This window comes from Ruegeria sp. YTSC002 (genome assembly GCF_059609845.1).
This window is the reverse complement of the sequence record NZ_JBXWML010000004.1, coordinates 32155-53569: the sequence shown is the minus strand read 5'-3', so window position 1 is coordinate 53569 and position 21415 is coordinate 32155. Positions and strand designations below refer to the sequence as shown.

The window sequence follows — 21415 nt, the reverse complement described above, 5'->3', positions numbered from 1 at the left end:
TAAAATCCATATCTGACTATGGATTAGAGCGTGGGCTAACGCAAACCCGCGCGCTGCGCCGCGCGATCTATCGCGGCGGCAACTTCGGGTGCTGCGACCACCTGCGGCATATGACCGATACCCGGTAACTCGATCAACTCGGCCCCGGGGATTTGTTCGATCAGACGTTCAGAATGCCATTCAAGACCAACGGTGTCGTCGGCCGTTCCGTGAATGATCTCGGTCGGAACGGAGATCTCGCCATATCTGGGTTGCAGACGGGTAACTTCGTCCAGCAGGTTGGCGCGTTGCTTGGCATTTGCATGCATCGAACCACGCCGGATCGTCAGCCCGGGCCCGAAATGTTCGGCATAGCCTTCGGGTGCCGTTTGCGGTGCAAAAACTTTGTCCAACGCCTGCGTGACGTACCATTCGGGCACGAAAGAGCTGATCAGGGGCAAGGCCAGCACATTGCCCGCCGTGGTTGACGCAAGCCGGTTGAACCCATCCAAAGGTGTTTCCCATGGGATAGCGGCCGGAGCGATCAGAACCAGAGCCGAGATATTCTCGGGTCGGGTCACGGCCCAGGCCAGCGAGACCGATCCGCCATAGCTCTGCCCGGCCACGATGGGTTTTTCCGCACCAAGCTGAGCCGCCGCCCGTTGCAGGATATCCGCCTGTTCAATGAGGGTTTCGCCATCCGGATTGAAGCTTTCGGAATAGCCCAGGCCCGGTCGGTCAAAAACGATCACACGGTATGACCTGGCCAGAATGGGGGCCAGCGCGAAGGTCATGTCACGCGTGTTCCCGCTGGATCCATGGATCAGAACAACATCGGGACCGTCCCCCATGACCACGGCGTGCACGGCGATGCCGCCCACATCCAGAATCCGACCCTCGGGGGGGAAAGCCGCCTCGGCCAGCGCTTCGTTCCGGGCGCTGCGCCAGGTTGTCAGTATGACAAGGCCCAGAACGGCCAAGCCAAGGGATATCAGAACTTTAGTGGCCAATTTTCGTTATGTCGAAAGGCGTGGTCTGATAGATTTCGTTGATCCAGTTTCCGTACAGCAGATGTGCGTGACTGCGCCACCGGTTCTGCGGCGTTTTGGATGGATCATCGTCGGGATAGTAGTTGATAGGTACGTTGACAGGCGTGCCGTTGCTGACGTCCCGATCATATTCCTGTTTCAGCGTGTCGCTGTCATATTCGAAGTGATTGAAGATATACAGCGCGCGATGGCCGGGATCTTCGACCAGACAGGGGCCGACATCGTCGCTGCCCAACAGGGTTTTCAAACCGGGTGCACGATCAATTTCATCCTGTTTCATTTCCGTCCATCGGCTGACCGGAATAACGCAGTCATCCGAGAAACCGCGCAGGAACGGAGACGCCGGATCCAGGTTGCGATGCCGGAAACACCCAAAGGCTTTTGCGTCCAGCATGTGCTTTTTGACGCCGTGAAAATGGTTGATCATCGCCATCCCGCCCCAGCACACACCAAAAGTGGAATGTACGTTGGTTTGGGTCCAGTCGAAGATCTCGCAGATTTCATCCCAATAAGTGACATCACCAAATTCCAGATGCTCGATCGGGGCACCGGTGATGATCAGGCCGTCGAACTTCTGATCCTTGATCTCCTGAAACGGGCGATAGAACTCGGACATATGCTCGGCGGCGGTGTTCTTGGTCCGGTGTTCGGTCATGCGGATCAAAGACAGATCGATCTGCAACGGGGTTGCCCCGATCAGACGCGCGAACTGGTTTTCGGTCTGGATTTTCTTGGGCATCAGGTTCAGCAAACCGATGCGCAGCGGGCGGATGTCCTGACGCATTGCCTGATCTTCGTCCATGACCATGACGCCCTCTTTGGTCAGGACGTCAAAAGCAGGCAGTTCCGATGGGATTTTGATGGGCATATGTCAGGCTTCTAAGAGATCAGTGAAAACTGATAGTTAGGCGTTATGGCGCGTGGTCTCAAGGGTGTGTTCGATCAACTCATCGAAATCCGCCGCATCGCGGATTTGTCCGATGTCGTTGGCGGCAATCGTCACGCCCCAGTTGTTCGCCATGGCTTCATAGCGCGGCTGGCGATGCGCCAAGGCCTGCGCATAGGTCCAACGGACGAAATCATCGGGATCCACATCTGCTTCCGAACAGCCTTGCAGATCCAAATAATCCGTCCAGGCCTTGGTCAGAAACTCGGCCTGATAGGACATCGGCTTTGGGGCTTTGTCAAAACGGCGTACAAGCTCTGCCGTGTGTTCCTCATCCCCCTTCAGCCAGATCATCAGGGTATGTTGCGAAAGCTCGGACAGTACCCGATCGTTCGGATCGTCGGGGTCCACCCATTCGCAGATCGATCCACCGGTGTCGCAGATGAAATGGGGGTATTTGTACAGACGCTCGGCCCGGTCGATGAAATACTCGGTATCCAGCAGAGCGTGTATTTCGGCCAGTCGAAACTGTTCCTGCCTGCGGCGGTATTCCGGCATTTCCAACCCGCCAAGGTCAGGGTTGCCCGGTTTGCCCAGATAGGCTGCGACCGGGGTCAGGTTTGCGAACGAGATATTGGAGCCGATATAAATCGAATCCGACAACAACAGGTCACGCAAGAACGGGACTTTCATCGCCTCGGCCTTTGCATTGTCGGTAATGTATTCGCCCATGTACCGGGTGCCGATGCGATAATCGATCGAGTAGTGAAACCAGTTCCCTGAGTCCCGAAGAATGTTCGAGACATATGTCTTGCCCAGACCGGACATGCCAAAGAACAGCACCTTCTTGCGGCGTGCCGTGCGCCAGTCTTCGGCTGAGTTGTAGATCATCTTGTGCCGTCCCTTTTTTGCCTTTGCTAAATCGGGCAGCGCACGGCGTCAATCACGGCGGCCAGCTCGGTTCAATACCAGAAGACCCATGGCAAGGATGACAAAGCCGAAATAGGCATTCGACGGCAGCGCTTCGTTCCGCACAATCGCGCCAAGCACGATGGCGACAGGAGGGATGACAAGCGTCACCAGCATCAGGTTGCCGCTGCCCGCCATCGCCAGCACGCGATAGTACAAAAGGTATGCCCCCGCTGTTGCCACAATGGCGTAATAGCCAATCGCAGCCCAGGTGATAGCGGGCAGAGCAAGCGTTGGCGCCCCGTCCGTCATGAGCGCCAGCGGCAGGATCAGCAGGGTCGAACCCGTCAGCATTCCCGCTGCCGCGACGACGGGGTGAAGGCCAGACAGATGATACCGCGCCCATGCCGCGGCAAAAGCATACGAGAGCGTTCCGGCCAACACGGCAAGCTGGGCTGTGTTTTGCAGGCTGAAAGACGTGAAGGTCTGTATTCCGATGATGATCGAGACACCGAGAAAACCCAAAAAAACGCCGATCACCCGGGCTTGTGTCAAACGTTCATCCTTGAAAAACAGCGCCGCAACCAGAACACCAAAGATGGCCGTGGTTGCGTTCAGAATGGCCGTAAGCCCCGAGTCGATGTAAAGCTGACCCCATGCCATCAAGCTGAACGGGATGACATTGTTCAGCAACCCCATGATCAGAAATGCACCCCAGATGCGGGCTGAGCGGGGTAGGGATAGTCCCTTTGCCCAGGCCACCAGCCAAAGCACCAGCATCGCCCAGAACGTGCGGTGCAAAACCGATGTCATAACGGGAATGGAATCCAGGGCGATCCGGATGGCCACAAAGGACGCGCCCCAGATGACGGCCAGAAGAAGAAGTTCGACCCAGGCGCGCCGAGAAAGGTGTTTTTGCGTGTTCATGGCCGCACAATTCCATTCATTCGACAGATATACGACCCGAAACCTGCGCATAAAAAAGGCCCCGCTGAAACAGCGGAGCCTTGAGATTAGTCACCTTTGGATTAGTTCAGCGCGTATGTAATCTGGAAGCCAACGCTCCAGGCGCTGTTGCCAGTGAATGTTCCGCGCGCATTCGGGCCTGCGCCATTGGCTGTCGCGTCACCGATGTCGGTGTAACGAACACCGCCGGAAATCTTGGCATTCTCCAGCGAGTACGTTCCGCCCAGACCAACGCTCCAGAACCCGTCGGTCGGGCCGAGGTTTGATACTGGCGTGCCCTGGGAAGTCTCGTAGCCCAACGTCACAGCGCCGCTGAACTCTTCCGAGAATTGATATCCCAAGCCCAACGAATAGGTGAAGGTCGCATCGGCGTAGTCAACAAGGTTGCTGGTCGGCGGGTAGTTTGGCGGATTGTACACCAGCTGTGGCCAGTCGACCCAACGGATGGAACCAAACAACAGCGTTTTGGGTGCGACGCCTGTCTGGAAATCCAGGTTGATCGACTGGGGTGTCTCAATTTCGCTGTTTGTGTTGAAGGTGGCCACGGTTCCTGGCGGAATTGGCGGGACCGGTGGTGGGTTCAGAGTTTCTGTTTGCGACAGATCGTGGCTGATCTTGGAGTTGTATGTCAGTGCCACACGTGCCGCGATTTCCGGTTTCTCCCATGCAACCCCGATAACGTAGCCGAATGCTGTGTCGGTATTGGTGTCAACCTGGTATCCGGCTGCAAGCGGGACGGTTACCGAAGCCTTCACACGCTGCGCACGAATACCGCCGATTGCGCTGAACCCGCCATCGAATTTGTAGCGCAGCAATGCGGTGATTGCGTCCGTGTCCGCTGTGGCCCTCAGAGTGTCGGTGCGACCACCCGGAATAGGGTTGATCGAAAGAGGGTAGGTGTTTGCGTATTCAATGTCTGCCCCAAAGGGCTGGTCATACATGATCGCGAAATCGAGTTTTTCGGTCAGTGACGTTTTGTAGCCCAGATGCGGAGTGAAAAAGTCGTTCGCAACCTCACCGGAATCGACCGGTTGCCCAATGTTTGGTCCGGCCAAAGCTGGCATGGTGCCCGTTACGCTGGGGTTGGTGTATCCCAACCGAAACTGTACCACTGATCCTTCTTCGAAGATCAGGTTGATGCCCTGACCGCTTCGATCCAGTCCGCCTGCGTATCCTGCCGTCGCTCCAGCACACAAAGCGCAGGTCGCGAGTAGTGTTTTTTTCATTCTGTCCTCCCTAACAATCCCTGGCGGGCTTCAATGGCGTCTGGCTGAGTGTGACGAACGCCGATCCCGTGTATGATGAGCAATACTCTCTTTTTGGTTACTTTAAGGTCAACTGGTGACGGTGCGTTACGTATTGCGACTAGTGTTTTCAACTGTTGCTAAACTGTTACGGCTTTCAGACCAGATATTCAGGAAAATTCCCGAAAAGATGACCGCCGCACCGATCAGAACCCAATGGTCAATGGGTTCGTGGTACAGGATCATTCCGACCACCGCGATCGTAGGAAGTCTTGCAAAATCAAATGGGATCACGACTGTCGCCGGGGCAATAGCCAATGCATTGGTTATACAGAAATGGGCCAGCAACCCTGCCAGCCCGACCAGAACCAAAAACGGAACGGTTTGCGCCGTAGGCAAGGCAATCTGCCCATCAAAACCGGCCGCGACGGCCCCAAGCACCGCTTGCATGGAAGTAAGCCAGAAAACGATGCATCCGATGCTGGCAAAGCGTGTGAGCTTTTTGGTCGTGATCGTTGTAAATGCAAAGAAAACCGCAGATGCGGCTGCGGTTGCAAGGCCGGGACTCAACGGTGCCGCACCCGGGCGCGTGACAATCAGAACGCCCGCAAAACCGATAAGCGCTGCTGTTATCTTGAGGGTCGTCAGACGTTCATTCAGCAGCAGCGGCGACAGCAGGATCACCCAAAGCGGCTGTGTGAATTCCAATGCGAACACCTGCGCCAAAGGCGCAACAGCGACCGCATAGAACCAGAGGTTCTGCCCCGTGAAATGCAAGGTGTTTCGCAAAGCGTGCAACCCCAGGCGTTGCGTGGAAACCTGAACCCAACCGCCTGTGGCCGTGAGTACGAGGGCGACAACAAGAAACCCGACGAGGCTCCGGTACATCATGATCTCGAACGTGTCGTGCACGAGGCTCAGTTCGCGACCGGCAACCGCCATCGAGGAGAAGGACGCAATGGCTCCGGTCATCCACAAGGCGGCCTTGAAGGTGTTTTTTTGTGTCTGATTCACGTGCCGCACCCCGACCTGGCCGCGCGGTCACGTCCCCGGTATCAGGGCCTTCGCTACGCGATCAAAAAGATTGAATTCGTTGAATCATTGAAACGCTTATGAAGCGTCAGGTTCAAGGTCGTGCCCGATATTTTCAGGCACGGCTTGGGAAGAATTCCTGGAATCGGGTCGTTTTGGCGTCGAACGCAGGTGCGTTTTGCCCGATCATTCCCACTCGATGGTTCCGGGTGGTTTCGAGGTGATGTCATATGTGCATCGGTTGATGCCCTTGACCTCGTTGATGATCCGGGTTGCCGTTTCACCAAGGAACTCATGGCTGAACGGGTAGTAATCCGCCGTCATCCCGTCGACCGATGTGACGGCGCGCAACGCACAGGCGTAGTCATAGGTGCGCCCGTCGCCCATCACGCCGACGGTGCGTACGGGAAGGATGGCGACGAAAGCCTGCCAGATGTCGTCATAAAGCCCGTGTTTGCGGATCTGATCGATGTAGATCGCGTCGGCCTCGCGCAGAATCTCCAGCTTTTCGCGGGTGATCTCGCCTGGGCAGCGAATGGCCAGGCCCGGTCCGGGGAAGGGGTGGCGCCCGATGAAGCTCTGCGGCAGACCAAGCTCGCGACCCAAGGCACGTACCTCGTCCTTGAACAATTCACGCAGCGGTTCGACCAGTTTCAGGCCCATCTTTTCCGGCAGGCCACCCACGTTGTGGTGGGACTTGATCGTTACAGAAGGCCCGCCCGAGAACGACACCGATTCGATCACATCAGGATAGAGAGTGCCCTGAGCCAGGAATTCGGCGCCGTCGATGGTATCGGCGTGTTTCTGGAACACGTCGATGAACAGTTTTCCGATGATCTTGCGCTTGGTCTCGGGATCGCTCTGACCTTCCAGTTCGCCAAGGAACAGCTCGGATTCGTCGGCGTGGATCAACTGAATGTTGTAGTTGTCCCGGAACATGCCAACGACTTCTTCGGCCTCATTCTTGCGCAGCAGCCCGTGATCGACAAACACGCAGGTCAGCTGATCCCCGATTGCTTCGTGAATAAGGATCGCGGCAACCGAGCTGTCAACGCCGCCGGACAATCCGCAAATGACCTTTTTGTCTCCGACTTGTTCGCGGATCTTGCGGATCATCTCTTCGCGATAGGCGCCCATGGTCCAGTCACCCTTGAACCCGGCCAGCTTGACGAAGCTTTCATACAGTTTCGCGCCCTTTGGCGTATGGTGTACCTCGGGGTGAAACTGCACGGCATAGAAATGCCGCGATGGATCAGCCGTGATCGCATAAGGTGCGTTGGGCGAGGTTCCGAAAACCTCGAACCCCGGTGCGATTTCACTGACATGGTCGCCGTGGCTCATCCAGACTTGTTCATCGCCGTCCGCGAACCAGCCTTCCAGGATATCCAGTTTGTCTTTGGGTGTAACAAAGGCGCGACCAAACTCGGCTGTGCCATGGCCGCTTTCGACCTTGCCGCCAAGCTGATGCATCATCACCTGCTGTCCATAGCAGATGCCCAGGATCGGAACGCCAAAATCAAAAATCTCTTGCGGAACACGGGGCGAGCCCTCGCGCGTCACGCTGTCCGGGCCGCCCGAGAAAATCACAGCGCGTGGCGCCATTTCCCGCACGAAATCCATCGTGACATTCTGGTAAGGGTGAATTTCACAATAGACATTCAACTCGCGCAGGCGGCGGGCGATAAGCTGCGTAACCTGGCTGCCGAAGTCGATGATCAGAAGGCGGTCGTGGGATGTCTGGGTCATAACCGGCTCATAAGTTGCAAGCCTTGCATGTGCAAGCGGTATGGCGTCATTTGGTGCAAAAGCTGAGTCAATCCGGCGGAAAGATCAGGTGCCATGTCAAAGATCGAGTTCAGAACGGCTGCTGTGGTGGATGCAGACGAGGTAACGCGTTGTCTGGGAAGTGCCTATGCAGATGCGATGAGCCGGATCGAGGATCTGCCGGACGTTACTGCCGGAATCGCGGATGATATCAAGACCCACCGCGTCATGCTTGCGATATCCGGTGGTATAGTCGGGGTCATCGTTTTTGACCAAGTTGACGACGCAATCATGGTGTTCAACCTTGCGGTTGCGCCCGAAGCCCAAGGGCAGGGGGTTGCGCGGCGATTGATGCAGTTTGCCGAAGAAGAAGCACAGGCGCGGAATCTATCCAAGTTGAAGTTGCGAACTCATAAAATGATGAAAGACACGATTGCGATGTATCGGCACATGGGCTGGAAAGTGACGGATCAGGCGGGCAGCGGCCTTACCATGGAGAAAGCGTTGGTGGTCGCTCCTGACTGACCGGTTGCTTCTTGGTGGGGCGGCAATGTCGCTTTTCCCCCCAGAGCGCCGCAATCCCTATGCTTGAGTTCCGGCAAACCTGTATCAAAACGCTCAATCTAACCAATCAGACGGGATTTTCTCATGGCAGAGGCAAACACCCGGCGCAGGGCGAGAGGTGGCGGTGGCGCTGCCCGCCGTGCCGAGCGTACCGCAGTTCGTATCGAGACTGCGAAATACATCGAACGCAACATTCCGAATTTCGAGATCCTCAACGAAGAGGCGCTTGAGATTATCGAAAACAACGCTGAAACCGTGCTGGAAGAAATCGGCGTCAACTTTGTCGACAACCCGGCCGCGCTGGAACGTTGGCGCGACGCAGGCGCGGATATTGACGGTGAGCGTGTGCGCATTCCGCGAGGTCTGGCCCGTGAACTGATCAAGACAGCCCCCAGCCAGTTTACCCAGCACGCCCGCAACCCCGAAAAATCGGTTGTGATCGGTGGCCGCAACATGGTTCTGGCTCCGGTCTACGGTCCTCCGTTCGTACGTGATGCGCAGGGTGGACGCCGCTATGCAACCATGGACGATTTCAACAAGTTCGTGAAACTTGCCTATATGTCCAAGTGGTTGCACCACTCGGGCGGTACGGTGTGTGAGCCGACCGACATTCCGGTGAACAAGCGCCATCTGGACATGCTGAAGGCGCATATGACCCTGTCGGATAAACCTTTCATGGGCTCTGTGACCGATCCCAGCCGGGCACAGGATTCGGTTGAAATGTGCGAAATCCTGTTCGGCAAGGATTTCGTGCAGGAAAACACAGTGATGACTTCGCTGACCAACATCAACTCGCCGTTGACATTCGACGATGTGATGATGGGCTCTCTGGAAGTTTATGCGCGCAACAATCAGGCCTGCATCATCTCGCCCTTTATCGTGGGCGGTGCAATGGCGCCGGTCTCGGTGGCCGGTACTTTGACGCAGGTTCTGGCCGAGGTCATGGCCGGCGTTGCCTACAGCCAGATCATCCGTCCGGGTGCCCCCGCGATTTTCGGTGCATTCGTGACATCGATCGATATGAACTCGGGTGCGCCGACCTTCGGCACACCAGAAGCCGCGCATATCACGTATGGTGCAGGTCAGCTGGCGCGTCGTCTGAACCTGCCATACCGGTCGGCCGGGTCGTTCTGCGGCTCGAAACTGCCGGATGCGCAGGCAGCGTATGAAACAGCGAATTCGCTGAACATGGGTCTGCTGTCGGGCGTGAACTTCATGCTGCATTCCTGCGGCTGGCTGGAAGGCGGTCTGGTCGCCGATTTCGAGAAGTTCGTCATGGATGCGGATCAGTTGGGAGTGCTGCATTCGCTGGCCAAGGGCGTTGCATATGATGAAAACGCGCAGGCCATGGATGCGATCCGCGAAGTCGGGCCGGGTGGTCACTATCTCGGTTGTGCCCACACGCAGGCCAACTTCAAGGAATCCTTCTGGAAATCCGAAGTGCTGGATTACAAGCCATATGAAACCTGGCAGGAAGAAGGCGCGCGTGACACACGGGCTTTGGCGACGGCACGGGTTGAACATTTGCTGGCCAATTATCAGCAACCCCAGATTGACCCGGATATCGCAGCGGCGCTGGAAGCCTATATCGCCGAGAAAAAGGCCTCCATGCCGGATGCATTCGGTTGATCATTGAAGAACCGAGGCGCGGCTGGCCTGATACAGCTGCGCCTCACCCAACAGCGCAATAAGAAGATCCAGATGCCGCACCAATGAATAGGCGGCATCATCTTCTTTTCGCAGTTCATTTACCTCTCTTTCCATCTCGAGCAAACGCAGAAGCGCCTGACCTGAACCGGGCAGCGACCCGTATCCCAGGATGCGTTGCAGATGCCTGTCCCGATTGTAATCCCGCGCCCCGAATCTGGCAGCACGCGCCAACATGCGTGGGCGGCGGAGGGTTGCGATCATTGTCATCAGGTCCTGCATGTCATGTGTCCCTTTTCAGAAAATTGATGGGTCCTGTTTGACACAACCTAAGCGGGTGTTGCCTTAGTCAGAGTCTCCCCGAACGATGGTTTCACGACTGTTTATCTTTTTGAATCAAATCTGGTTCTTGCCTTGTGTGGTTAACGAACGAGTAACGAATGGACCTCTAGTTAGATTTGGTTAACCCACATTCCGAGGGCGAAAAGTGGCAGTTTGTTTTGTCGACGAGGGCAAATAATTATGGAAAACAACATGGCTTTCACCATTCCGGCATGGGTTCCAGAAGGGGCGCAAAGATACCTTGCTCATACCGAGACCGGTCGCTCGATCCGCGATATCGCGCGATCAGCCGGGTGCCATGCGTCAACTATCCTCAGGCAAATTCGACGCATCGAAATGCGCCGCGACGATCCACTGGTGGATGCGGCCTTGCAATCGCTTGCAGAGACACATTTTTCAGCTTCGGATTGCGCCGACGGTCCGGCAAGCGGGTCAGAAAACGCGGCTGAAGAAGAGTTTGAAAATGAGGCATTGCGTGTGTTGCGCCGCCTGAGCGAGACGGGTTCGGTCCTTGCCGTGGCCGAGGAAATGGACAAGGCGGTCGTCGTACGCGACACCGGCAATGCTGGGGCAACAAGAACCGCGGTCGTAGAGTGCAGGATCGCGCAGGCCTTGGCCTTGAAAGACTGGATAACCTGCGACAATCCCGGTCGTATTTCGCGTTATCGGATTTCCGCAGCCGGGCGAACGGCGCTAAGTCATCTGATCGCCAAGGCAGAAAACAAGGCGCGTGCCGGGACTGACTTTGGTTTTGCCGAAGCTCAAACTCCCTTTCAGGGCAGGTCTTCAGGCGGGTCCGCCGAGCGGGTCAAGCGCATTCGGTACAGTGCCGCGGAAAGCCCGTTGATTGCATTGTCGCGCAGACGGGATCGTGACGGAAAACCGTTTCTGGATGAATCCCTTGTCAGCGCCGGCGAGCGCTTGCGCGAAGATTTCGAGCTGGCACAGATCGGGCCTCAGGTTTCACAGAACTGGGATCGTTTTCTGACGACAGGTGGTCGAAGCAGCTTTGACAGTGAAAGCCATGGAGGAAAGGGGGTTTCTGATGCGAAGGACCGCGTTGCTCGCGCCTTGTCCGACCTGGGGCCGGGGCTGAGTGATGTTGCGTTGCGATGCTGTTGCTATCTGGAAGGGTTGGAGCTGGCGGAAAAGCGAATGGGTTGGTCAGCACGGTCCGGAAAGATCGTCCTGCGGATCGCCTTGCAACGGCTGAAACGGCATTATCAGGAACAGGCGGAACGAGACCGGATGATCGGCTGAACAGAAAAAAGGCCCGGTGTATACGGGCCTTTTCTTTGGATTCGCGGCTTAGGCCATTTCAGGTTCTGCCGACGCCTTCAGGTGCTTCATCAGGTTTTCCGGCGAGGACACGCCATAGGGGTCTTCCGGGCAGTTATCCATCAGCCCCGGCTCTTCGAACCACGCCTCGACAACGCCATCATTGACGATGGCCGCGTAGCGCCACGAACGCATTCCGAAACCCAGATTGTCCTTTTCGACCAACATGCCCATTTTCCGGGTGAACTCCCCCGATCCGTCGGGGATGACTTTTACGTTCTTCAGGTTCTGATCCTGGGCCCATTTGTTCATCACGAAGCTGTCGTTGACGGACATGCAGTAAATCTCGTCGATCCCCATGGCCTTGAAATCGGCATAGCCGTTCTCAAATCCAGGCAGCTGATAAGTCGAACAGGTCGGGGTGAACGCACCCGGCAATGAGAACAGGATCACGCGCTTACCGGCGAAATAGTCGGCTGTCGTCTTGTCTTCCCAACGGAATGGGTTTGGTCCTTCGATGGAATCGTCGCGGACACGGGTGTGAAAGGTCACGTCGGGCAGTTTTGCGCCGGTTTTCATAGTCAAACTCCTGTGATTCACATATGATTTTGGTGTGAGTTAAAACAGTTCCAAACCGCATTCAATCGCGTAAACGCTGGGATGGCGAATAAGGCCAACCTCTTGCTAAATATCGGATTTAAATCGCAAATACGAATATGCGCATGATGCCCTTCTGCGCTTGCGAGGATGCAACGCATAGCGGCTATGCGCCGCTGGTGTAACACCGCGCTTCTGTCTATGTTATGAGCGACAAGAGTTGACCCAAAGTCAGGAAAACGACCGTGCGAGATCTGAAGATCCCCGAACAGCGCCATCCGGAAAAAGCCCACCGTCCGGACAATGCACAGCCCAAGAAACCAAGTTGGATCAGGGTCAAGGCACCTGGCGGCAAAGGCTATGCGGATACGCGGCGGATCATGCGCGACAACAATCTGGTTACGGTCTGCGAAGAAGCAGGGTGCCCCAACGTAGGGGAATGCTGGAGCCAGGGTCATGCCACCATGATGATCATGGGCGAGATTTGTACGCGCGGCTGTACTTTCTGCAACATTGCAACCGGTCGCCCCGACGACCTTGACGCGTTTGAGCCCGGTCGCGTGGCCCATGCGGTGGAAAAACTTGGCCTGAACCACGTGGTGATCACCTCGGTGGACCGTGACGATCTGCAAGACGGTGGGGCCGAGCATTTTGCGCAGACCATTCGTGCGGTGCGTCATCGGTCTCCGAAAACCACGATTGAGATTCTGACGCCTGACTTCCTGAAATGTGATGAGGATGTCCTTGAGATTGTGGTCGAAGCGAAACCGGATGTGTTCAACCACAATCTGGAAACGGTGCCAGGTCTCTACCCCGAAGTGCGCCCGGGTGCGCGATACTTCCATTCCCTGCGCCTGCTACAGCGCGTGAAAGAGCTTGATCCGTCGATCTTCACCAAATCGGGCATCATGGTCGGGTTGGGTGAAAACGAACAGCAAGTGCGTCAGGTCATGGACGACATGCGCGCGGCGGATATCGATTTCCTGACCATCGGCCAGTACCTGCAACCGACCCCGAAACATCACGGAGTGGATCGGTTCGTAAGCCCGGAAGAGTTCGCATCTTACGAAAAGGCGGCCTATGGCAAGGGGTTCCTGATGGTATCCGCGACACCTCTGACCCGGTCTTCATACCATGCGGGCGACGATTTCGCCCGGCTTCGCGCGGCCCGGCAAGCAAAGCTACAGCAAGCGTGACGCCAGAGCGGATCGCGCAGCTCATCCGCCTGCGCCACGAGTTTCATCAACAGCCAGAGCTTTCGGGGCAGGAGGAGAATACCGCAGCGCGGGTTGCGGATCTTTTGCGCCAAGCGGATGCGGACAGGGTTCTGTGCGGCATCGGCGGGCACGGTGTTGCCGCCGTTTACGACAGCGGTGTTCCCGGCCCCACAGTTGGAATTCGATGCGAACTGGATGGGCTGCCAATTCAGGAACTCTCGGATCTGGCTTATGCGTCTCAGATTGCAGGCAAAGGGCATCTGTGCGGCCATGATGGCCACATGGCGATGGTCCTCGGGGTGGCAGAAGCGTTGAAGGACCAGCGCCCGAAGTCCGGCCGCGTGGTTCTGATTTTCCAACCCGCCGAAGAAACCGGACATGGTGCGATTGCTTGCCGGGCCGATCCTCAGTTCGCTGAGGTTTCGCCTGACATCGTGCTGTCTCTGCATAATTTGCCGGGGCTGGAGCTGGGCGCCGTAGAACTGTGTGAAGGTCCCGCGAACTGTGCCTCGCGCGGGATGCAAATCGTTCTGACAGGCAAGACCTCACACGCAGCCGCCCCCCAGGACGGCGTGTCACCGGCAGGTGCTTTGTCCACGTTGATGCCGGCATTGGCCAACCTGGGGGCGGGCGGTGACTTGGATGACACCTACGCTTTGACCACGGTCACCCATGCCACTCTGGGCGAGCGGACAGTTGGCGTCGCACCGGGGCAGGCCGAGTTATGGGTGACCCTGCGCACGGTTTCGGACGCGCGGATGGAGAGCCTGATGGCCGAGGCGGAAACTCTGGTCAGAAAGACGGCGAAGGTCGAAGGGCTGGCGGTGGAAATCAGATATCACGAGGTGTTCGAAGCCTGCGTCAATGACCGAAAAGCCGTTGCTGTTTTGGCAAAGGCCTGTGCCAAACAGGGCGTCGCGTGCAGGCTGGTCGATCAACCACAGCGCTTTTCCGAAGACTTCGGCCAGTTTGGCAAAGGCGCGCAGGCGGCCATGTTCTGGTTGGGGGCGGGGCAGGACCATCCGCAACTGCACAACCCGGATTACGATTTCCCGGATGCGCTTATTCCGATTGGAACCGGGATTTTCCTGAGCGCGATTGATGTCGTGCTTCGCAAAACCTGCTAGTCTCGATCCACTTACTTGACCAGATCACCAACGATTCCAACGGCTTCTATAACTGTCTTCGTATCGTCAGATATAGAGAGAATTTCATCATCTACCCGGATATAGCGCTGGCCGGGGCCCAACGGCTTAAGCTTCCAGTTGCCGAGGTCGTCAATGTAGTCGAAACTCAGATCATCGGGCAACTTCTGGCCACGCGTATATCTTTTGATTTGACCGGGCGGAACAGCTTTGCCGTTTGACTTGATAGATTTCTCTACCTTGTTTTTATTGGCACCTTGCCCTTTGCCCTTGTTGTCTTTTGCAGCACCAGAACTTGCAAGTGCCACGATCGCCGTAACGACAGCAGCTGTCGCGACTACACGCTTCATCCATAGTCCTCCCAAGCTGATAGGAAGGGTAAGGGGGGCAATGATGCCTGTCTATTGTTATTCGGTTTTTTGAATTTGGGGCGCTGGGTCGACACTCAAGTTGCCCGACAATAGTACATTTAGTTGTCGGTAAACCGAACCTTGCCGATAAACGGCAGGTTGCGGTTGCGCTGCGCGTAGTCGATCCCGTAACCCACGACGAATTCATCCGGAATTTCAAAGCCAATCCAGTCTGACCGGAAATCAACTTCGCGACGGCTGGGTTTGTCGAGCAGGGCAATCGACTTGAGCCGTTTCGGCTTGCGGCTTTGAAGCAACTTGGTGACATGGTTCAGCGTGTGTCCGGTGTCGACGATATCTTCGACCACCAGCACGTCGCGGCCTTCGATCGCGCCGCGCAAGTCCTTGAGAATGCGCACTTCCCGGCTGCTCTCCATCGAATCGCCGTAAGAGGACGCCTCAAGGAAATCTACTTCGATCGGCAGGTCCAGTTCCCGCACCAGGTCGGCGATGAAGACGAAACTGCCGCGCAGCAATCCTACGACGACAAGCTTGTCCGTATCGCCGAACTCATCCGTTATCTCGCGGCATAACTCCTCGATTCGGGCGGCGATGGCCTTGGCCGAGATCATCTCATCTATCACATATGCGCGGTTAGTCATCGCAGCCCCCTTGATCTTTGGCGCGCAACATACGACATGACGCGCCATTGTCACCTGCAAATACCGGACATCATGCCAATCCATTCGGAAACCCGCCACCTGCCATACACAGCCCAGCAGATGTATGATCTTGTTGCGGATGTGGGCAATTACCCCAAGTTTCTGCCCTGGTGCGCCGCGGCCCGGATCCGCAAGACCTATGCGGTTGGTGAGGCCGAGGTGATGGAGGCCGATCTGGTCATCTCGTTCAAAGTGTTCCGCGAACGGTTCGGCAGCCGGGTGACCCTGTTTTCCGATCAGAAAAAGATCGATACCGAGTATCTGGACGGGCCTTTCAAATACATGAAATCCGACTGGCAGTTCGAGGACGCGCCCGATGGGGGCTGCAACATCTCGTTCCATGTGGATTTCGAGTTCAAGAACGCCATCCTGCAAGGGATCATCGGCGTTGTGTTCAACGAAGCCATGCAGCGGATCGTCCGCGCCTTCGAGGCGCGTGCGAAAGAACTCTACGGCTAGGCCTTTACCCTGCAAGGGCGCACGCTAGACTGCGCCCATGACGGATTTCACGGCAGCATTGGCCACCTTCGCGGCGGGCCCGGTTTCAACGACGGCTCAGGCGCGGATTGTCACGTCGCTGTCCGTTCTGGATTGGATGGCAGTTGGTCGTGCTGGGGCGTCCGAGCCGGTGTCCTGTATAGTTCGCGATATGGTCCTGGCCGAGGGCGGGAACGCTCAGGCCCACCTGTTCGGAGGGGGCGCGGCCCCATTGCGCGGCGCGGCTTTGGTGAATGGAACCATATCCCACGCGCTGGATTACGATGACACGCATTTCGCGCATATCGGGCATCCGTCAGTCGCCATTCTGCCTGCGGCCCTTGCCGTGGCCGAGTGGGATGACCGCATTCTGGTCGATCTTCTCGAAGCCGCGCTGGTCGGTATGGAAACGTCAATCCGTGTCGGCCTGTGGCTGGGCAGGGGGCATTATCAGGCCGGGTTTCACCAGACAGCGACATCCGGTGCATTCGGGGCCGCTGTTGCCGTGGGGCGGTTGCTAGGATTGGATGAAACCCAGATGCGCTCCGTATTGGGTTTGACGGCAACGCGCGCGGCCGGGCTCAAGGCCCAGTTCGGAACCATGGGCAAGCCTTACAATGCCGGGCTAGCCGCTTCGGCCGGGGTCGAGGCGGCTGTGCTTGTTCAGCGTGGATTTCAGCCCAACGCCGACGCGTTGGGAGGCACGTATGGATTTGGCGCGACCCATCAGGGTGCAGCGGATCAAGGCGCGCTGGAGGGTTTGGGCGATGAATGGTTGTTCGAAACGGTAAGCCACAAGTTCCACGCCTGTTGTCACGGCCTGCACGCGGCGTTGGAAGCGGCGCGCGCGCTGGACATCGCGGAACCCGAAGTGGCCGAGATCAAAATCAAAACCCATCCCCGTTGGATGAGTGTGTGCAATCAGCTGTCGCCCACAACCGGGCTGGGGGCCAAGTTCTCTTACCGGACGGTCATCGCGATGCAGGCGCTGGGGTACGATACGGCTTTGCCGGGCAGCTACACCGACAAGGTCTGCGCGGACCCGCGCATAACGTCTCTGCAAGACCGCATCACGGTCGAAGCGGATGAAAGCCTGTCGGAAACGCAGGCGCATCTGGCCTTGCTGCGTCGTGACGGTATTCGCCGCGAGGCAACGCATGACCTGATGACCCCAATGTCGCTGTCTGACCGCGAGGATCGTGTGCGCGCCAAAGCGTCTAAGCTGATCGGAGCGGATGAGGCGGACGCGATCTGGTCGATGCTGCGCACCGGCGGTCGCGCCCGTGATCTGGCCGAACGTATGGCGGGTTAAGCCACGCGCCAGTGCAGCGGAAAGCCCGGGTCGAACACAGTGACAGGTCCATCGCCCGTGTCGATCTTTGACGGGTATGCAACCGGCTCGCCCTTGGTCAGGGTGATCTTTTCCTCGTTCACGGGCAGGCGGTAAAAGCCCGGCCCGTTCAGCGAGACGAACGCCTCGAGCTTGTCCAGCGCACCTTCGCGGTCGAACATCTCGGCCACCAGAGACATGGTATTCGTCGCGGTGAAACACCCCGCGCAGCCGCAGGCCATTTCCTTGTTGGCATCCGTGTGCGGAGCGCTGTCCGTGCCCAGGAAGAACCGCGCGTCACCCGACGTGGCGGCCGCCAGCAGGGCCAGGCGGTGTTCCTCGCGCTTGGCGACCGGCAGGCAATAGTAATGCGGTTTGATCCCGCCCACCAGAATATGGTTGCGGTTGATGATCAGGTGGTGCGCGGTGATCGTCGCGCCCAGATCCGCCTCGTTGGCTTTGACATAGTCCACGCCATTGGACGTGGTAATATGTTCCATCACCACGCGCAGGCCCGGCGTCGACTTGCGGATCGGGTCCAGAACGCGGTCGATGAACACGGCCTCGCGGTCAAAGATGTCGATCTCGGCGTCGGTCACTTCACCATGAACACACATGGGCAGGCCGATCTCGGCCATTTTCTCCAGTACGGGGCGCACTTTGTCAAAGTCACGCACGCCCGAGGCCGAATTGGTCGTGGCCCCCGCCGGGTACAGCTTGACCGCTTTAATCAGCCCGCTGGCATGGGCGGCCGCGACGTCCTGCGCATCTGTATCCTCGGTCAGGTACAGGGTCATCAGTGGCTCGAACGTCATGCCGTCGGGCAGGGCGGTCAGGATTCTGTCGCGGTAAGCGGCGGCCTGATCCCCGCGCACAACGGGCGGCACGAGGTTCGGCATTATGATTGCACGGGCGAAATGACGTGCAGTTTCGGGCAGAACGGCCTGCAACATGGCGCCATCGCGCAGATGCAGATGCCAATCGTCGGGGCGGCGGATCGTGAGGGTATCAGTCATGGCCTTCCGCTAGCATAGCTGCCCCGAAAGACCAACCAGCCCGGAACGAGTTGCCGAAAAAACTTGTCAACCAACCGGAACGTCGTAGCTCTGACAGGGGCTAGGGCCTTGACGCAATGGCGCTTGCGTGACCTGTTTGTCCGCGAAGTAGAGAGGAATTCCATGACGCAGCCAAATTCCATCGATACCGTGCAGCAGATGCTGGGACGTCAGGGCTATGTCTGCGGACGGGCCCTTGCCACGGTTGTGTTCCTGTCGCTCAAGCTTGGACGCCCGTTGTTTCTGGAAGGCGAGGCCGGAGTTGGCAAAACGGAAATCGCCAAGGCGCTGGCATCCGGTCTGAACCGCCGTTTGATCCGGTTGCAGTGCTACGAAGGTCTGGACGCATCCTCGGCCGTTTACGAATGGAACTTTCCGGCACAGATGGTTGCGATCCGAACAGCCGAGGCTTCGGGCGGGGCCGACCGGGGCGCGTTGCAGGCGGAACTGTTTTCGGATGAATACCTGATCGAACGCCCGCTGCTTCAGGCGATGCGCCCGGACGAAAACGGTGCACCGGTTCTGTTGATTGACGAACTGGACCGGACCGATGAACCGTTCGAAGCCTTTCTGCTGGAGGCCCTCAGTGATTTTCAGGTCACGATCCCTGAACTGGGCACTGTTGCAGCACCCGAACCACCCATTGTGATTGTCACGTCGAACCGGACGCGGGAAGTGCACGATGCCCTCAAGCGTCGCTGCCTGTATCACTGGGTCGATTATCCCGATTTCGAACGCGAGATCGAAATTCTGCACGCGCGCGCGCCCGAGGCCGCCGATGCGCTCAGCCGCGAAGTCGTGGCTTTCGTTCAGCGTCTGCGCACCGAGGATCTGTTCAAGAAGCCCGGCGTGGCCGAAACCATTGACTGGGCCAAATGTCTGCTGGCGCTGGACGTGATGAACCTCAGCCCCGAGGTGATCGGTGACACGCTGGGGGCGATCCTGAAATATCAGGACGACATTCAAAAACTTCAGGGGTCCGAGGCCAAACGCATCCTCGACGAGGCCAAGGCCACGCTCGAACCGGTCTGATGTTTCATCTTTTTCCAAATACTCCGGGGGCATGGGGGCAGAGCCCCCATTACGTCTGATGGCCGAGCAAATCCCGCTGGATATTCCCGACAACCCGAAGCTGGCGCAGAACATCACCCATTTTGCCCGCGCGCTGCGGAAGGCGGGGCTGCCGATTGGTCCGGGGCGCGTGATCGATGCAATTCGCGCGGTACAAGCTGCGGGTTTCACCCAGAAACGGGATTTCTACTGGACGCTGCACGCCTGTTTCGTGAACCGCCCCGAACATCGCACGGTGTTTGCACAGGTCTTCCGAATGTACTGGCGCGACCCGCGATATATGGAACACATGATGGCCATGATGCTTCCTGCCATTCGGGGCGTGCAGGAGGATCGCAAGGCGGATGCTGGCGAAAAACGCGCGGCTGAGGCCCTTCTGGACGGTGTCGAACAGGACGCGCCCGAACAGCCGGTGCAAGACGAAGGCGAAACCGAAATCGAGATTGATGCAACGCAGACGGCATCGTCCGAGGAGCGTCTTCGCAATCTGGACTTCGAACAGATGAGCACCGCCGAAATCGCGCAAGCCAAGCGCGTTCTGGCGCGGTTGACCCTGCCGGTCAAACCGATTGAATCGCGCCGCGGACAGGCCAGTCATCTGGGGCACCGTATCGACCGCGCCCGCACCTTGCGCGCAGCCATGCGGCAAGGGGGCGAATTGCGCGATATCGCCCGGCTAGAGCCCAAACCGCGGTGGCCAAACCTTGTGGCCCTGTGCGACATCTCAGGTTCAATGAGCCAGTACAGCCGTGCCATCCTGCATTTCTTGCACACGGTCTCGAACGCCAAGGGGGCAGGTTGGGCCAAGGTTCATGCCTTCACTTTCGGCACACGCCTGACCAATATTACCCGCCACCTGCATCATCGGGACGTTGACGCAGCGCTTGCAGCTGCCGGGGCCGAGGCGCAGGATTGGGAAGGGGGCACACGCATCGGCGAGTGTCTGCATCAGTTCAACAGAGACTGGTCAAGACGTGTCATGGGGCAGGGGGCTGTTGTTCTGCTGATCACCGACGGTTTGGAGCGGGGTGACCCGGAGAGCCTCGAGAAAGAGATCGAGCGGCTGCACCTGTCCTCAAAACGCCTGATCTGGCTGAATCCGTTGCTGCGCTGGGACGGGTTTGCCCCCAAGGCCCAGGGGGTGGCGGCCATGCTGCCCCATGTCGACAGTTTCAGGGCAGGGCATTCCATAGCCTCGCTCGAAGATCTGGCTTCCGTGATCTCGCAACCCGATGACCAGGGGCAGAAAGCACGGCTGTTGGCCGCGCTTTCCGAATAGTTGCCTATGACAACTGTTCTTCGTTGCACTTACGCGCCATCTCCATGGCTTTGTACGTGCCGGTCAGATCGACGGTAAATGCATAGGATGTCTCGGGAAACACGATCATGACCTTTTTCTTGGCCAGATCATCCGCGAATTGTGGGCTGTCTGACAGGACATAGCCACCGGAATAGCCCTTGGTGATATTGCCTTTCATGCCTGTGGCTTCACCCAGATAGATGTTGTCCCCGATCAGGATGGCCACTTCTTGCGTCTCGCCACGTTTGATGTCGGTCTCGGCTTTGGTGAACACCCCCACATATCCCACGCCGCGATCTTCGGTCAGGCCCATCTGAACGACGTTTTCCGCATCGTCCACGGCCTCGATCAGGCAGGACTTCTTTTCGTTGTCGATGAAGACTTTCCAGCCTTCTACTTCTCCGTAGCGTTCGAATGTGTCAGCCCACGCTGCGGTTGAAGTCAAAAGGCCAACCACTGCGCCCAGTGCAAGAAAGTGTTTCAACTGCTTG

Annotated in this window: 22 protein-coding genes; 9 read left to right on the top strand and 13 right to left on the bottom strand. The window is 57.6% G+C overall.

From position 1 onward, the window contains the following. Positions 1 to 35: 35 nt before the first annotated feature. The 7 genes from AC2FFD_RS09880 to guaA form a co-directional block, all read right to left on the bottom strand. A complete protein-coding gene (locus AC2FFD_RS09880) occupies positions 36 to 989 on the bottom strand; it encodes an alpha/beta fold hydrolase (RefSeq protein ID WP_496872960.1) in 954 nt (317 codons plus the stop codon). Continuing rightward, positions 979 to 1896: a homoserine O-acetyltransferase MetA gene (metA, locus tag AC2FFD_RS09875; protein ID WP_496872959.1), complete on the bottom strand. Its 918-nt coding sequence runs from the start codon at positions 1894 to 1896 to the stop codon at positions 979 to 981. The genes AC2FFD_RS09880 and metA overlap by 11 nt, the downstream gene beginning before the upstream one ends. Before the next feature lie 36 nt (positions 1897 to 1932). Beyond that, a complete protein-coding gene (locus tag AC2FFD_RS09870; RefSeq protein WP_496872958.1) occupies positions 1933 to 2805 on the bottom strand; it encodes an ATPase in 873 nt (290 codons plus the stop codon). A gap of 48 nt (positions 2806 to 2853) precedes the next feature. After that, positions 2854 to 3750, bottom strand: a complete 897-nt coding sequence (locus AC2FFD_RS09865; protein WP_496872957.1) for a DMT family transporter — start codon at positions 3748 to 3750, stop codon at positions 2854 to 2856. A gap of 101 nt (positions 3751 to 3851) precedes the next feature. Beyond that, positions 3852 to 5015, bottom strand: a complete 1164-nt coding sequence (locus AC2FFD_RS09860; RefSeq protein ID WP_170344558.1) for an OmpP1/FadL family transporter — start codon at positions 5013 to 5015, stop codon at positions 3852 to 3854. A gap of 126 nt (positions 5016 to 5141) precedes the next feature. Continuing rightward, a complete protein-coding gene (locus AC2FFD_RS09855) occupies positions 5142 to 6047 on the bottom strand; it encodes a DMT family transporter (protein WP_368040341.1) in 906 nt (301 codons plus the stop codon). A 204-nt stretch (positions 6048 to 6251) separates the two neighbouring features. Next, on the bottom strand, positions 6252 to 7811 hold the full coding sequence (gene guaA / locus AC2FFD_RS09850) for a glutamine-hydrolyzing GMP synthase (RefSeq protein ID WP_496872956.1): 1560 nt from the start codon (positions 7809 to 7811) through the stop codon (positions 6252 to 6254). 93 nt (positions 7812 to 7904) lie between these two features. Here guaA and AC2FFD_RS09845 point away from each other — a divergent pair, with 93 nt between their 5' ends. Together AC2FFD_RS09845 and AC2FFD_RS09840 are read left to right on the top strand one after the other, a co-directional pair. Beyond that, positions 7905 to 8354, top strand: coding sequence for a GNAT family N-acetyltransferase (locus AC2FFD_RS09845; protein WP_496872955.1), 450 nt, complete (start codon positions 7905 to 7907; stop codon positions 8352 to 8354). Positions 8355 to 8477: 123 nt separating this feature from the next. Beyond that, positions 8478 to 10022: a trimethylamine methyltransferase family protein gene (locus tag AC2FFD_RS09840; RefSeq protein ID WP_496872954.1), complete on the top strand. Its 1545-nt coding sequence runs from the start codon at positions 8478 to 8480 to the stop codon at positions 10020 to 10022. On the opposite strand, the gene AC2FFD_RS09835 is transcribed toward AC2FFD_RS09840, so the two are convergent. Beyond that, positions 10023 to 10322, bottom strand: coding sequence for a DUF6477 family protein (locus tag AC2FFD_RS09835; protein ID WP_224855542.1), 300 nt, complete (start codon positions 10320 to 10322; stop codon positions 10023 to 10025). A gap of 240 nt (positions 10323 to 10562) precedes the next feature. Between AC2FFD_RS09835 and AC2FFD_RS09830 the strand changes: the two genes are divergently transcribed. Continuing rightward, on the top strand, positions 10563 to 11642 hold the full coding sequence (locus AC2FFD_RS09830; protein WP_170344552.1) for a DUF6456 domain-containing protein: 1080 nt from the start codon (positions 10563 to 10565) through the stop codon (positions 11640 to 11642). Positions 11643 to 11690: 48 nt separating this feature from the next. On the opposite strand, the gene AC2FFD_RS09825 is transcribed toward AC2FFD_RS09830, so the two are convergent. Beyond that, complete coding sequence (locus AC2FFD_RS09825) at positions 11691 to 12239, bottom strand: peroxiredoxin (RefSeq protein WP_171116196.1); 549 nt, start codon at positions 12237 to 12239, stop codon at positions 11691 to 11693. Between the two features lie 263 nt (positions 12240 to 12502). On the opposite strand from AC2FFD_RS09825, the gene lipA reads away from it, so the two are divergent. Beyond that, positions 12503 to 13453: a lipoyl synthase gene (gene lipA / locus AC2FFD_RS09820; RefSeq protein WP_496872953.1), complete on the top strand. Its 951-nt coding sequence runs from the start codon at positions 12503 to 12505 to the stop codon at positions 13451 to 13453. Further along, positions 13450 to 14601 carry an amidohydrolase gene (locus AC2FFD_RS09815; protein ID WP_496872952.1) on the top strand — a complete coding sequence of 384 codons (1152 nt, stop codon included), beginning with the start codon at positions 13450 to 13452 and terminating at the stop codon, positions 14599 to 14601. The genes lipA and AC2FFD_RS09815 overlap by 4 nt, the downstream gene beginning before the upstream one ends. An 11-nt stretch (positions 14602 to 14612) precedes the next feature. Here AC2FFD_RS09815 and AC2FFD_RS09810 read toward each other — a convergent pair whose 3' ends face one another. Then, a complete protein-coding gene (locus AC2FFD_RS09810) occupies positions 14613 to 14969 on the bottom strand; it encodes a hypothetical protein (RefSeq protein WP_496872951.1) in 357 nt (118 codons plus the stop codon). A gap of 119 nt (positions 14970 to 15088) precedes the next feature. Beyond that, on the bottom strand, positions 15089 to 15631 hold the full coding sequence (hpt, locus tag AC2FFD_RS09805; protein WP_170344548.1) for a hypoxanthine phosphoribosyltransferase: 543 nt from the start codon (positions 15629 to 15631) through the stop codon (positions 15089 to 15091). A gap of 72 nt (positions 15632 to 15703) precedes the next feature. On the opposite strand from hpt, the gene AC2FFD_RS09800 reads away from it, so the two are divergent. Together AC2FFD_RS09800 and AC2FFD_RS09795 are read left to right on the top strand one after the other, a co-directional pair. Next, a complete protein-coding gene (locus tag AC2FFD_RS09800; RefSeq protein WP_496873096.1) occupies positions 15704 to 16150 on the top strand; it encodes a type II toxin-antitoxin system RatA family toxin in 447 nt (148 codons plus the stop codon). 37 nt (positions 16151 to 16187) lie between these two features. Continuing rightward, positions 16188 to 17480 carry an MmgE/PrpD family protein gene (locus tag AC2FFD_RS09795; protein WP_496872950.1) on the top strand — a complete coding sequence of 431 codons (1293 nt, stop codon included), beginning with the start codon at positions 16188 to 16190 and terminating at the stop codon, positions 17478 to 17480. Here the strand turns inward: AC2FFD_RS09795 and pyrC are convergent. Continuing rightward, a complete protein-coding gene (gene pyrC / locus AC2FFD_RS09790; RefSeq protein WP_496872949.1) occupies positions 17477 to 18514 on the bottom strand; it encodes a dihydroorotase in 1038 nt (345 codons plus the stop codon). The genes AC2FFD_RS09795 and pyrC overlap by 4 nt on opposite strands. A 162-nt stretch (positions 18515 to 18676) precedes the next feature. Here pyrC and AC2FFD_RS09785 point away from each other — a divergent pair, with 162 nt between their 5' ends. Then, positions 18677 to 19585, top strand: coding sequence for an AAA family ATPase (locus AC2FFD_RS09785; protein ID WP_496872948.1), 909 nt, complete (start codon positions 18677 to 18679; stop codon positions 19583 to 19585). Between the two features lie 58 nt (positions 19586 to 19643). Beyond that, a complete protein-coding gene (locus AC2FFD_RS09780) occupies positions 19644 to 20903 on the top strand; it encodes a vWA domain-containing protein (protein WP_496873095.1) in 1260 nt (419 codons plus the stop codon). Positions 20904 to 20907: 4 nt separating this feature from the next. On the opposite strand, the gene AC2FFD_RS09775 is transcribed toward AC2FFD_RS09780, so the two are convergent. After that, positions 20908 to 21408 carry a hypothetical protein gene (locus tag AC2FFD_RS09775; RefSeq protein WP_171613864.1) on the bottom strand — a complete coding sequence of 167 codons (501 nt, stop codon included), beginning with the start codon at positions 21406 to 21408 and terminating at the stop codon, positions 20908 to 20910. Between the last annotated feature and the right edge of the window lie 7 nt (positions 21409 to 21415).